Genomic DNA, 13151 nt, shown 5'->3' with positions numbered 1-13151 from the left:
CCTCGAGCCTCCCAATCTGCATGCCTTGGGCAATTACCCTCATCAATATATTTATCAGCAATAGTTCTCATAAGTCCCTCTTGATCTGCTTTATTTAAGTGCTTAGCTATGATCTTAGCAAGCTCTACTTGTTTATCTTCAGATACCTTAGCATCACTATACCACAATAACCACTTAATGTAAATAAAGCCATTTTTCTTATCTACTTCAATACTACTTTCAAACTTCTCAAGTAGACTTTGCCAAAGATTTAAGATATCACGAGCCTTAATATGTTTAAGCATATACTCCATCATACCAAGATGCTGCTTTTGCTCTATCTCATCATCACTTTGTTTTTGTAAATCAACAAGTAAGTATTCATCTGACATGAGCCTTTGCAGTCTTGCTATCTTCAAATAACTCCCAAAAACTCCTTGGAGCATTATAGGCTTATCATTTGCGTATACTACTATAGGACATATCAGAGGTAGTTTATTATCTTTTTCTTGTTTAATATTATTGTTTTTATTGCGTCTTTACGTCTTTCACATAAAAGAAGCATATACTGCCAAAGTCTAAAGCAATCCAGTAATCACTACTAGACTGATGCCATCAGTACATAGACATAAGCTTTATCATTATCTACATTATCAGTAGTATTATCTTTAATATTATCTTTTTTAACGAAACGGAATAAACAACATCACTGAGTCTTTTCGTAAATCCTCAGTCACAAAGCTTTCTTTTTCTATTTTAACACTATTTAGATTAATCTTGTTCTTAAACGACGCTGGCAAATAATGTCTAAAAACTCACGAGCAGCTACAGGCTCACTCATGACTTTTTAAATAAGTCATCATGTCTTGGACGCTCTGAAGTTGCTAGCATCGCTGTCTGTACTTACATCAGTTTGCTGTTGCCTCTGATTAAGCTCTTGTTAGTCATGCTTGCAAATCCTTAAAATCTCATAGTCAGATTAAAAAAGTTTAATATTACATAACTGATTAATGATCGTTCTAAATCAGATATGGCGCTTGCGTTAATCTACCTTGTTTTAAATCTTCCAAGTCAAACTGATATGATTCTACTATATGCATTCGCCCTTGATTAGACAAATCATCTAATTGTTTTTTAATTGCACTTAATACATCTTGAATTTGCTATAATCGTTACTATTTATTGATTGATATGAGTAAAAGATACAAAATTTTTCATCAAAGAATTATCTTGTATTAATTGAAATGTGATATCATGAGGTAACCCATATTCTAATACACTTCGATCCCATTGAAAAGCTTCAATGTTACGAGGACCGTAAATAGAGGATATCTTCATCCCTTCAATCAATCCATAAACATGCACTCTTGTTTTTTCGTAATCCCAATCTAAACGGCTTTGTTCGGAAGGGTAATAAAAAAGGAATGGTAGTATGTAGAGAATACCATATAATATTCTGGAATAGATAAGTTATAAATTAAAAATGCCATACAAAGAAAGAACAAAAACAGGTTTGCCAAGAAAAATAGATAAGCCGAGATATAAAATAACCAATTGGTCACAATATAACGATAGTTTAAGAAAAAGAGGGATGGTCAGCCTGTATTTTCCTGAAGGTGATTTAGAGTCTTTGTTTATTAATACCCAACCTTACGTAGAGGGAGAATCTGGGAGGACAACGACATACCAAGTACCATATATACAACTAATTTATACATTATATCGTTTATTTGGTTTCGGGCAGCGTCAAATAACAGGTTACTTTGAGGATCTATGGCGGGGCAAGGGTCTTGAGATTCCAGTACCAAGTTTTGATCATCTATGTGATTTATTTTCACAGATACCATTAGAGGTCAAACAGTTTTGCAATAAACTTGCTGTGCGTATCAAGAATAAATATCATCACAAAAACATGAAGCAATTGTTATTACCAATATTATAAATTTATGGAATTCATTCGGTAAATGTGTCACAGTCAAAATAGGATAATTACGTCTAAAAAAGACCAACAGATACCCTTCCGAACAAAGCCATATCAAACAGGGAAAAGATAATAAGCTTCCTCTAATATGTCCTATAGTAGTATATGCAAATGATCAGCCGTATACTGCTCCGAGAAGCTTTTGGGAATTATTTGAAGATAGCAAGACTGCTAAAGATTTGATGGGTGATGAGTATTTACTTGTAGACTTACAAAAACAAAGTGATGATGAGATAGAGAAAAAGCAGCATCTTGGTATGATGGAGTATATGCTTAAACATATCAAAGCTCGTGATATCTTAAATCTCTGGCAAAGTCTATTTGAGAAGTTTGAAAGCAGTATTGAAATAGATAAGGAAAATGGCTACATTTACATTAAATGGTTATTGTGGTATAGTGATGCTAAGGTGTCTGAAGATAAACAAGTAGAGCTAGCTAGGATCATACCAAGCACTTAAAAAAAGAAGATCAAGAGGGACTTATGAGAACTATTGCTGATAAATATATTGATGAGGGCGTACAAAAAGGTATGGTCCAAGGCATGCAGATTGGTAGAAATGAAGGCATGCAGATTGGGGAAGCTAAAGGCTTACAGATTGGTAGAAATGAGGGGAAATATGAAGTAGCCAAAAATATGTATAATGCTGGTTCTGATATCTCTTTTATATCTAAAGTTACTGGGCTTTCTATCTCTGAACTCAACAACCTTCTTAAATCTAAATCCTAACTATTCTTTTTGGAAAGTAGTAGATTCTACTACTTTCCATCTATATCTTTACTTAATTTTTGTTCTAGTTTCTAGCCTGCGATACTTGCTTCTTTTGCTCAAGTAAACTTTTAACTCTTCTATTTAATTCTTCCCTTCTTTTTTTGTAACAAATCCTATTGTCTTGATTTAGTGCCTCGTCTGTTATAGCACTGCTTGCGTTTGCATTTAAAATAGATTCTTGATTACTGTAGTTTCCGTTTAGGTGTTTCTGGAAGTTCTGATACTGTGATTTCATTTTTTGAAAATTTGAGAAGTTAGTGGATTTGATTTTACTCTATCTTAAATATTGTTTTTGGTCAAAAGCTATTGTAATGAACAAAGAAAATATATTTGTGCATAATTGGATTGCATGTGCAGTATGACTAAAAACATGTGTTTTACGACATATTAACTATCATCTATTTACAAATACCAAAAAATTAGCTATTTATATACGACAAACAATGTCGTATTGCTTTGCTGTGCGATAATTAACTAAAAGGGGTTTTCCGTACATGCTAGTTGGATATATGAGAGTTTCTAGTGAAAATGAACACCAAGTGTTCGATCTTCAATATGATGCACTTATTAAAGAAGGCGTCGATCCAAGACATATTTTTCAAGATAAGGTAAGCGGAGCAAAAGATAATAGAAAAGGATTACAAGAAGCTCTTGATTATTTACAAGATGGCGATTGTCTCATTGTATGGAAGTTAGATAGACTCGGGCGATCATTGTCTCATCTTATTACGCTTATTGATGGCTTTAAACAGAAAAATATTGGCTTTAAATCCATAACCGAACAAATGGACACAACAACCCCTCACGGTGAGTTTTTATTCAGTGTTTTTGGAGCTCTTGCTCAATATGAACGAGCACTTACAAAAGAAAGAATTATGGCAGGTTTAAAATCTGCTAAGCAACGGGAAAAACAGGAGGAAGACCCCGAGTTATCTCACCTGAAAAAATGCAAGCAATTAGTGAGGCACTGAAATCCGGCACAAGCAAAGCTGCAATATGCCGGACATTCAATGTTAAAAGGACTACTCTCTATGATAATCTAGAGCAGATGTGTCGTTGTCTGTAAGATTAAATCTTCGGGCTGTTGAAAAAGTTATAAAAAGAAGTAGAAAAGAGTTAATCTAAGGAATAAGCTGTATTTTTATGCTTAAATGAAGGTGTAAAGATGCAGGGTTATAAGCTTGATCAAAGTGTGAGATGTAATAGCCTTAGCTTAAGGCACATGATACCTAATGATCATTTATTAGTGAGGATTCATGAAGCTAAAGAATTAGAGTTTTCTTTTATCTATGAAATAACTAAGAATCGTTATTGTGCTAATTACGGACGTCCATCAATTGATCCTGTATTATTTTTTAGGATGCAAATAATAAGTTACTTATATGGTATAAAGTCAAATAGACGATTATGTAAAGAAATTCAGTTAAATATAGCATATAGGTGGTTTTGTGGTTTAAGTTTAGAGGATAAAGTACCGGATCATTCATCATTAAGTAGGATAAGAGATAGATTTGGGGTAGAACTATTTCAAGAAATATTTATAAGCTTGATTAAGCAATGGTATGAACTAGATATTATAAAAGGAGAAACAATTATTTCAGATGCCTCTTTAGTTGAATCTAATGCCTCTATGAATAGCCTAATATTAAGAAAAGATCAAGGTGATTCACAAAAGAGAGAATTAAAAAAATATGAACGTCGTTATCATGATTTCCGAGAAGGGAAAAAAGTAAGGAAAATATCTAATCAAACTCATGTCAGTAGGACAGATCCTGATTGTAGTCTTGTATCAAGAACTAATGGTTATAAAAAGCTATGTTATAAGACCCACTACTCAATTGATTCAGATTCACGTATTATAATAGATTGTTATGTAAGTACAGGATCACAACATGAGTGTATTGTACTTCCAAGTAGAGTTTGGAATATATTAAATAATTTTCTTTTAGAGTAAAAGAATGGATAGCAGACAAAGGTTATGGTAGAGGTCCAACCTATGGATATTTTAAATTACTTGGAATTACAACTTATATACCTTTACATGTAGATAATCTTGGTGAAGGAAAAATAAGTAGGGGGAATTTCAATATGATAGAGAACAGGATAGATATAAGTGTCCACAGGGACATTATCTTTATCCGTATGATAAATTAGATAAAAAACAAATAAAACGTTATCGTATTACAGGAGGGCATTGTAAAAATTGCTCTCTAAAATCAGGTTGTATTTCTGATAATTATAGTAATAGAGGACGATTTATTTATCGTAATCCTTATCAGGATGAAATAGATGAGGTAAAGGTCAGACAGAATAGAATTGATTTTAAGAAAAAACTAATTGAGAGAAAGTGGAAAATAGAAGGTCTATTTGGTGAAGCTAAGGAGAATCATGGTTTACGAGGAGCAAAATTTAGAAGTGTACAGAAAACACAGATTCAAATACTGATGATTGCGATAGTACAAAATTTTAAACGGATACTTAAAATTATTTTTTGGTTTTTTTATCTACTGCTATTAAAGATAAAAAAATATTAAAGTATTTGCAACCTTGTTGATTTTTTCAACAGCCCGTGTAGAGTTTTACAAATTAATCGAGTCGGTTGGGTGCAGAATTTTATTCTTACCTACATATAGCCAGACTTAAACCTATAGACATTATTGGTTTAAGATTAAGAACGAAATAAGAAAGTACGGGCAATTCAAAGATATCAGTATGGCTGTAGAACACGTACTAAAGTTTATTTAACTGTACCTATTTACTATGGTCTAGCTATATTCCCTAATGGTTATTCCCCGAGCATATAAGGATATTACTTTATCATCAAATCCTTCAAGCTGAACCTGAAATCCTTTGTACCATTATCAGGTTTAATAACACTAAGCAAACATCCTCTAGTATGGCGATAAAACCATTATTGCAAATTTCCCTGATAACCGCGATCAGCTAAGATCTTGATAAGTCTTGGAACTTCTCCTTTAACCCAAATAATAATATCTTAGCACAATTACTATCATGAGAGTAGCACTATGTACATCAATATTAATAGGATAACCTAAAGTATCTACAACTATATGACGTTTTCTCCCTGTTACCTTTTCCCTCCATCATATCCTTTCTCTTCATTTTTTAAAAGAACGTGTCCTTCGCTTTGACTATCGATGATTCCTATACTAGGACTTGATTCTTTGCCTAATTGAAGTCTTACTTATACTTCTTGCACTATTCATCAAATCCTCAATTACTCCTCTATGTTTTAACCTATTAAAGTAATTAAATACTCATTTCCATGGACCAAAATCTTTAGGCAAATCTCTCCAAAACAGCCGTTCTTGGTTATATAAAATATCCCATTCCATAATAGCCTTGCGCATCCTTAGGGCGGACGACCTTGCTTCCCTTTTCTTTTATTGATTATTTCTTCTATAATCCCCACCTCTTCATCGCTCATGTCGCTTGTGTATCCTAGCATCTTCTCCCTTTTGGATGCTAACATACTACTATCTTTTCTAATTACAATATTTTACGTGACTGGTTCTAAGTCAAAGGGGTTGTAACCCTTTGACTTAAGAATTAGGACTTGAGAAGCTGGTTGATTTCAGAAATAGAAGTCCTGTAACTTTAGAGATAAAAGAAATATCAGAACCAGCAGAAAGCATATTTTAGCTACTTCATATTTTCCTTTCGCTTCGCCAATCTGCATGCCTCGAGCTTCGCCAATCTGCATGCCTCGAGCTTCGCCAATCTGCATGCCTTGTTGTACACCTTCTTCTTTCCAATGCTGAGCTAAGCTAGTCATAAGTTTTTCTCCTTGTTCGGTATTAAGACGAGACTTTAATATTTTTTCAGTTCTATTTTATCAGATTTGTTAATTTTAATCAATGTATAGGTTAATATCAGTTCTAGGTAATCAATACCGATATTGAGTTTAGCGAATTCAGGTAAGAGGTCAGCTACCTCATACCATCTTTTAAGTAGATCTCTCTCATGAATATGCTTCATGAAGATTGCAATATTCCTGACCAAGCTTTTTTCTTTAATTCCTCATCAGGGATGTCATGAATATTAATCACCTGATGGTCCTTAGTCCAAATATCTTGCACCAGCTGTTTATTTTTAAATAGTTCCCAAATATTCTTTGGAGCATTGTATTTCTTTTGCCGTTGTAAAATATTAACGGATATACGAAAGGCAGATACTTAGATTTAGGATGAAGAGTTAAATGCCTTGATGCAATATCAGTCATATATTTAAATAGCCTAAAAGCCATGAAGTGATCAGGAGTACTTTGATGCTCTAAAAGAATCCAAAAATATCCAGTATCATCATTAAACTTAGCTGAGAATAGAATATCGGATATAGAGTGTCTAAGGTCTGCTTCAACAAAGCTTTCTTTTTCCATTTTAAGAGTATGAGGCAAGAACATAGCCTGAATCTCTTTTGGAAGATGCATTCAAAGAACTCTTTAGCTACTATTGGATTCTCTAGAGCCTTACGAATGAGTGCATCATGCCTTGGACGCTCAGAAGCACCGCTATTTCTAAGTCTTTTTGCTGTTGTTGATTATTATGCTCTTCATTAGTCATACTTGCAAATCCTTATAACCTCATAATCATCGTATGCTCTAGCTCCCTTTCTAAGCGGAGTTCTTTAACTTCTGCTTTGACCTTAGCAAAGGTTGATGCTACATGCTTCTCATCTACAAAGCCTGGGATATTATTCTGCATCTCATGCTTCATGTATTTAAGTGGGCATGAATATTTCTTAGTGCCTACCATCACATGCTCATCATCTAATAGCTGCTTTATATTCTCATTGTGATGATCCATATAATGCTTCTCACATGTTTTACTTAAATTCTTAAGCACATTATGACTATCAGAAGAGTTAAATTGATTTAGTATCTCGTAATCCTTTAATATACCATGTTTTTGGCATATACTACCATATTATGCATATTACTAATTAACTTATCTTGCTCTATAGTCTTAGCATTTGATATCGCAGATAATAACTACTATCATATTGCTCTGCGTATTTAAGATTCCCATCAAGAGACTTAAAGAATTCATGTTCACGGCTAATTGCAGTTAACATTTCATCGATTGTCTTAGCGTGAGCTTTGTCTTGCTGAATCATCTGATACTGAGTCTCTAACTGATAACTCTCTAAACTTCTATCAAAATGCTATATGTCTCTTCTAGATTTTTACTATTCTTAGCTGTACTAATATGTCTTGCGTGCTGAAGACTCCATGCTGCTCTACTGCTGCTATATCTTTTAATTTAGGTAAAAGTTCTTGTTCCTTGTGTTCAAGAGCTTGCTGTGCTAAGTCCTGGAATTCATAATTAAATGTTCTATATTTGATGTTGCCATTTAGTGCTACAAAAAATTTCTGATCTTTTTCTAAGGCTACAAACACCTCAGATGCTATCTCATGCTTAATTTGCTCCGTATGTGATATTAATGTCTTGCTTTCTGCTTCTCTTGCAATATCCGCTAATCTTGTCTGTTCACGACGTTTTTGATAATCAGAATAAACCCCTACCACCTTAAATCCTTCCTTCTTGTACTGCCGTACTATCTCTCTCATTACAAAAGTCTCACCAGCTCCAGGATTACCTTCAAGTATGCTGATATCTGAGCCGTTGCAGACAGACAAGATTGCGTCAATCTGCTCACTACTGAACACGTGGTTCTTACTGCCAAATACATTAAGCTTTAAGCCTAAACTACCTCCTATTTTATCGTTAAATTTATTTTGTAGGTTTGCTCCTACTACATTTACCAAATCGCCTATTTGTTCTTTGAGACTATTTCTTTCTAAACTCTCAGCGTTAATATTAAGATTATGCTCTTCCTTAGCATTTAACTCTTCTATAGCAGATATATAACGACGCTCTAAATTTACTCTAGATTTTAAGGAGTATAGCGTTCTTCCCATCAAATCTTTTTGATCCATCAGCTCTATCTTGTCAGATACCAATAGCTGATTATAGAGTCTTAAGAACTCTTCTCCATATTCTTTGTTCAGATGCTCGATAGCTGGGTTGTTAGCTCTACTATCTGCTGGTCGTTAGCCGTATTTGCTACTGAATTATCTCTATATTTTGTGACGCATTTCACTACTACCGCACTCCTGAACGAGTCTCTTACCAAACTCTCTAATAGCTTCTTGTTCCTTAGCAATATCACTACCTTTCGATACTAGATGCACCATCAAAGCATCTGATAATGCTATAGCTATATCTTCTTTAGTAAACACTGGCTTCGTATATGAAATACGACCAAATACTATCTCTGGATTCTCATATATCTTCTGTGCATTCTCAGCTATTATTTCTTTGTTTTTTCTTCTAACTCCGTGCCTTGCATATGATTAGTTACTCCTCTATGCTTGGTCGGCTCTTGATCTATACCAAGTGCTTTATATGACTTACTACTGACTCTAAATGGTAAACCTACTTCCTCATACAGCTTATTAGTTGCTATCTCACATTCTTCTCTTAGAAAATATAAGACTCTTGGACTTTCTAACTCTCTATCTTTTACTTTCCAATTACTACTTCCCATTCTCTAAACGCCCTAACCTTCTTGTTAAATACTGTATATGCACATGTGGATTATCAGGATTGTCATAGTGAATATTAACGTCACATACTATGCCTCGTGATACTATCCATTTTTGAACATATTCCTCAACTAATCTAATATTATCTTCCTTATTTACTTCTTTAGGCAATGCAAATTCTATCTCAGCACCAGGCCTTGAATCAGCTCTTCTCTCTCTTGCTTCAGCTGCATTCCATAATAACTCTCTATCTTTTAACCATGCTATATCCTGAAATTCTTTAGATACAAATATCTTACTATATACTACTCCTTGTTTTTTGCTAAAATCATAAGTAATACTAATAGCTTCTCCACTTTCTTTATCTATAGTTTTATACACACTGAGCGCATAGCGTTTTGTGCCAACAAAACGCGAAAGTGCATTAAGGGGGCTTGCTGCCCCCCTTAAAAGAACCCCCGCAATATCTGTAAAAGAAATATTATGATGCTTTATTATCATTGACTATTGATTATTATTGCCGTATAACTAGTTTAGTATCAAACACTTGAGATTAGAGTGAATTTAACCAGTAAACCAAAATCAGACAACACCAAAACTGATTAAATCTATTGTAAAAAAACTATGGTATACTCGTATGCAATATCAAAAAGCTACCACCTTTGATCGTAAAGCAGATAGCAGAAAAAAGATTATGCTTGGGGGTTATTTGTCAAAGCAGGTCTTGATTATCTGCACCCAAATAATGCCCATATTCTCTACGGAATGCTACTCGATTGTAAAGAGCAATTAATACTTAATCCTAAAATTATTGATAAATGGAAAATCAAAGGACAATCACTCCTTATAAAATAATTATTAACTATAATTATCAGGTTCTTATATGCAGAAATTCTTCATAATACTTGGATTACTCATAACCACCATTGGACTTATCTATCCTCTCATCCCTTATCTTAAACTTGGACGTCTACCAGGTGACTTTTTCTTTCAAAAAGGTAACTTCTCTTTTTTCTGCCCTCTAACCTCTTGCCTGCTCTTTAGTATCTTCATCTCTTTGCTCCTATTCCTATTCGATAAATATTTCTAATCCTTAACTCTAAACATTATTGCTCTAATAAAAAGAGTATAAATAACCTTGAAACTAAAAAATCTTATTATTATATTTATAATTTGAATCATAAACATATATTCAACAATTTTACCTATGATTGATTACACTACTACTACACATACTACTTCTAAAACTCATGATGAAGGTCTGAGACAATTTATGTTAAAGGTTTATAACCTTATGGCTGTAGCTCTGCTATAACTGGTAGTACTGCTATTATCACAATTTCTTGGACACCACTTGTAACTTAATGTTTAATACTACTTTTGGCTCTATTGTTGCTTTTGCCCTTTAACTATTGCTCATATTTCTTCTTTGGCTTCTCTAAATTATCTATTCAATCGGCACAAATCTTATTCTGGATATACGCAGTTCTAGTAGGCATGTCTTTATCTTACCTATTTCTTATCTATACTACCATATCTATTGCTAGAACTTTCTTTATCTGTGCTGCTGTCTTTGGTATGATGAGCTTATATGGATATAACACTAATAAGATCTTACTTCTTGGGTTCTTTCTTTTTAATGGGACTTGTCGGTTTACTGCTTACTTCACTTATTAATCTTTTCTTACAAAGTCCTGCTGTATATTTTGCTTCTTCTTTTCTAGGAGTAATCATCTTTATTGGACTAATAGTCTGGGATACTCAAAAATTAAATCTTTCTACTTCACTAATACTGACAATCATTTAGCACAAAAAATGTCTATTGTAGCTGCTTTTAACTTATATCTAGACTTTATTAACCTATTTCTACACCTTATTAGATTCCTCGGAGGATATAAACGTCAGCATAATTACTTGAATTTTTCTATTCTAAAACTATATCTAAAGATATATAATTATGTTACGATTCTATAGATTCTATAAATTAACCTTATATAGTCAAATTGAAGTAAAAGAAGATAATTATGTTATACAACAATATTAAATTATATTTAATAACTTGCATTACTGTCATTTTATTGGTCAATCCAGCAATTGCGGCTGAGGATAAAAAAACATCAAATAATAATCATTATACTATTTATTTACGTCATCCATTAGATTTTATTAATCGTCCTTTCTCTGCCTTTGATTATTACTGGAATAGTATATTTGATGATAGATTATCTATCTATGACTCAAGTGCTATAAAAAGTAAATTCATTCCTCAAGACAAACAATATATCCTAGTCCTAGAAGTACCAGGCTATGATAAAAGTCACATTAAACTTAAAGTAAATAATCATAAGCTTTTTATTGAAGGTAACATTGACGATACTAAAGCAAATAGTGCTACTGATCATTTAAATAAAAACTTTAATTATGTTATGTCTCTATATGATGATATTGATCAAAAGTCTATTTCTTCTAAGCTAAAAAATGGCATCTTGACCATTACTTTGCCTAGAATTGAACTCAAAAACCAAAATGCTAAAGAAATACCTGTTCAATAAAGAGCATAACGAATAATTAAAACTTTTTGATTATTAATTTGTTATTATTTAATTTTATTTAACTTAAATAGGAGGTTTTTATGGCTTTTAATTTACCACGTATTAGAAATAAATCAGAACTACAAAATAACTCTAATAAAAGAAGCTATATTGATGATGTCTTTAATAACTTCTTTAATGAAATAGCTTCTTTTTCTTATCCTTCCTCTTACAACAATGAAAGAATGTTATCACCGAAAACTGATATTATGGAAAATGACTCTGAGTATAATCTAGAAATGGAATTACCAGGCATCACACAAGATAATATTGATCTTAAAATAGACAGTCACATCCTAACTATTGAAGGTACAAAAGAACAATCTTCTGAAAAGAAAGATCATAATTATCATATGCAGGAACGATATTATGGCTCTTTCTACCGTTCTATTAGTTTACCATCTAATATTGATGAAGAACATATAGAAGCACAATTTAAGGATGGTATCTTATCTATTAAAATACCTAAAAAAGAACAAAGTAAAGCTAAAAATTACAATAACTTAAAGAATCTATATTATAATGTAAAAATGTAAATAGTAGAACCCATACTCTGGGTTCTACTTAAATACAAGGTTCCTTGCACCTTGCTTTACGGCAGATGGGAATATAAATATCAATCAACAACATCTACGCAATTATTTTTATAACTTACTTATCTTATATTTGTGTTATAATATAATGCACATACAAATATTGGTAACTAATCATGGCAGTTTCAAAGTTCCTCGATCCTAAAAATGATGTCGCCTTCAAGAAAATCTTTGGTTCTGAAAAAACAAAGATATTCTTATCCACTTCATCAATGATATCATGGGATTTAAAGGTGATGAACAAATACAGGATGTTACTTTCTTAACTCCTATTCAAGACCCTGATATTGCTTATAAAAAGCAATCTCTTGTTGATGTCCTTTGTAAAGCTCAAAATGGCACGCAAATCATCGTAGAAATGCAAGTATCTCCTGCTAAAGGCTTTGAGAAAAGAGCTCAATATTATGCTGCTAAAGCCTATTCCCGACAATTATCCCAAGGACAAAAACAAAACGGTCTCTAGCTAACCTCAAGGAAGTCATCTTTATTGCTATTAGTGATTATATTATCTTCCCTGATAAAGCTGATTATATCTCTCATCATGTCATCCTTGATAAAGTTACTTTTGAACAGATTTAAAGGATTTCTTTTTAGCTTTATTGAACACCTAATTAAATTAAATCATAGATAAAATTGAAGAACTTAAAAACTATTACATGAAAAATGGTGC

The 13151-nt window shown here is 32.7% G+C and carries 14 protein-coding genes and 7 pseudogenes; 12 read left to right on the top strand and 9 right to left on the bottom strand.

All coding sequences use genetic code 11. From position 1 onward, the window contains the following. From REIP_RS11935 to REIP_RS11390, 3 genes are all read right to left on the bottom strand, one after another. Positions 1 to 455: Rpn family recombination-promoting nuclease/putative transposase (locus REIP_RS11935; RefSeq protein ID WP_231569366.1), on the bottom strand; the 455-nt coding region annotated here is incomplete at its 3' end. A 207-nt stretch (positions 456 to 662) separates the two neighbouring features. Beyond that, entirely contained in the window at positions 663 to 779 is a 117-nt protein-coding gene (locus tag REIP_RS13520; protein ID WP_331385748.1) for a hypothetical protein, read from the bottom strand. A 379-nt stretch (positions 780 to 1158) separates the two neighbouring features. Continuing rightward, positions 1159 to 1344, bottom strand: a complete 186-nt coding sequence (locus REIP_RS11390) for a hypothetical protein (RefSeq protein ID WP_156147513.1) — start codon at positions 1342 to 1344, stop codon at positions 1159 to 1161. A 118-nt stretch (positions 1345 to 1462) separates the two neighbouring features. Between REIP_RS11390 and REIP_RS08265 the strand changes: the two genes are divergently transcribed. The 6 genes and pseudogenes from REIP_RS08265 to REIP_RS10400 all read left to right on the top strand — a co-directional run. Next, positions 1463 to 1921: a transposase gene (locus REIP_RS08265; RefSeq protein ID WP_082068335.1), complete on the top strand. Its 459-nt coding sequence runs from the start codon at positions 1463 to 1465 to the stop codon at positions 1919 to 1921. A gap of 95 nt (positions 1922 to 2016) precedes the next feature. After that, a pseudogene (locus REIP_RS10410) lies at positions 2017 to 2687 on the top strand (Rpn family recombination-promoting nuclease/putative transposase); the annotation flags it as partial. 536 nt (positions 2688 to 3223) lie between these two features. Beyond that, a pseudogene (locus tag REIP_RS08245) lies at positions 3224 to 3795 on the top strand (recombinase family protein). Between the two features lie 156 nt (positions 3796 to 3951). Beyond that, positions 3952 to 4683 (top strand): transposase, encoded by a 732-nt coding sequence (locus REIP_RS08240; RefSeq protein WP_197069242.1) that lies wholly within the window; start codon positions 3952 to 3954, stop codon positions 4681 to 4683. Between the two features lie 172 nt (positions 4684 to 4855). Next, positions 4856 to 5263: pseudogene (locus REIP_RS13855) on the top strand (transposase); the annotation flags it as partial. A 52-nt stretch (positions 5264 to 5315) separates the two neighbouring features. Further along, positions 5316 to 5474: pseudogene (locus REIP_RS10400) on the top strand (transposase); the annotation flags it as partial. 818 nt (positions 5475 to 6292) lie between these two features. Here the strand turns inward: REIP_RS10400 and REIP_RS08230 are convergent. From REIP_RS08230 to REIP_RS13275, 6 genes and pseudogenes are all read right to left on the bottom strand, one after another. Next, a pseudogene (locus tag REIP_RS08230) lies at positions 6293 to 7226 on the bottom strand (Rpn family recombination-promoting nuclease/putative transposase). Positions 7227 to 7324: 98 nt separating this feature from the next. After that, positions 7325 to 7555 carry a hypothetical protein gene (locus tag REIP_RS13010; RefSeq protein ID WP_231569363.1) on the bottom strand — a complete coding sequence of 77 codons (231 nt, stop codon included), beginning with the start codon at positions 7553 to 7555 and terminating at the stop codon, positions 7325 to 7327. Between the two features lie 371 nt (positions 7556 to 7926). Continuing rightward, a complete protein-coding gene (locus REIP_RS13005) occupies positions 7927 to 8688 on the bottom strand; it encodes an AAA family ATPase (RefSeq protein WP_231569362.1) in 762 nt (253 codons plus the stop codon). A 141-nt stretch (positions 8689 to 8829) separates the two neighbouring features. Continuing rightward, entirely contained in the window at positions 8830 to 8991 is a 162-nt protein-coding gene (locus REIP_RS13000; RefSeq protein ID WP_231569361.1) for a hypothetical protein, read from the bottom strand. A gap of 71 nt (positions 8992 to 9062) precedes the next feature. After that, positions 9063 to 9299: a MobA/MobL family protein gene (locus tag REIP_RS13280; RefSeq protein ID WP_269429036.1), complete on the bottom strand. Its 237-nt coding sequence runs from the start codon at positions 9297 to 9299 to the stop codon at positions 9063 to 9065. Next, complete coding sequence (locus tag REIP_RS13275) at positions 9289 to 9678, bottom strand: MobA/MobL family protein (protein ID WP_269429035.1); 390 nt, start codon at positions 9676 to 9678, stop codon at positions 9289 to 9291. Before REIP_RS13275 ends, REIP_RS13280 begins: the two co-directional genes overlap by 11 nt. A 351-nt stretch (positions 9679 to 10029) precedes the next feature. Here REIP_RS13275 and REIP_RS12990 point away from each other — a divergent pair, with 351 nt between their 5' ends. The 6 genes and pseudogenes from REIP_RS12990 to REIP_RS08205 all read left to right on the top strand — a co-directional run. Next, on the top strand, positions 10030 to 10152 hold the full coding sequence (locus REIP_RS12990) for a conjugal transfer protein (protein ID WP_331385747.1): 123 nt from the start codon (positions 10030 to 10032) through the stop codon (positions 10150 to 10152). Between the two features lie 28 nt (positions 10153 to 10180). Then, positions 10181 to 10387 carry a DUF2905 domain-containing protein gene (locus REIP_RS10390; RefSeq protein ID WP_082068328.1) on the top strand — a complete coding sequence of 69 codons (207 nt, stop codon included), beginning with the start codon at positions 10181 to 10183 and terminating at the stop codon, positions 10385 to 10387. A gap of 117 nt (positions 10388 to 10504) precedes the next feature. Then, positions 10505 to 11187 (top strand): annotated as a pseudogene (locus tag REIP_RS10385) (Bax inhibitor-1/YccA family protein); the annotation flags it as partial. Between the two features lie 149 nt (positions 11188 to 11336). Continuing rightward, positions 11337 to 11849 carry an Hsp20/alpha crystallin family protein gene (locus REIP_RS08215; RefSeq protein WP_410525712.1) on the top strand — a complete coding sequence of 171 codons (513 nt, stop codon included), beginning with the start codon at positions 11337 to 11339 and terminating at the stop codon, positions 11847 to 11849. An 80-nt stretch (positions 11850 to 11929) separates the two neighbouring features. Then, positions 11930 to 12424 carry an Hsp20/alpha crystallin family protein gene (locus REIP_RS08210; protein WP_052691129.1) on the top strand — a complete coding sequence of 165 codons (495 nt, stop codon included), beginning with the start codon at positions 11930 to 11932 and terminating at the stop codon, positions 12422 to 12424. Between the two features lie 173 nt (positions 12425 to 12597). Beyond that, positions 12598 to 13151 (top strand): annotated as a pseudogene (locus tag REIP_RS08205) (Rpn family recombination-promoting nuclease/putative transposase); the annotation flags it as partial.

Source organism: Rickettsia endosymbiont of Ixodes pacificus, from assembly GCF_000965155.1.
Classification (GTDB): domain Bacteria; phylum Pseudomonadota; class Alphaproteobacteria; order Rickettsiales; family Rickettsiaceae; genus Rickettsia; species Rickettsia tamurae.
The sequence above is the reverse complement of the archived record's forward strand: the minus strand, read 5'-3'. Positions and strand labels throughout refer to the sequence as shown.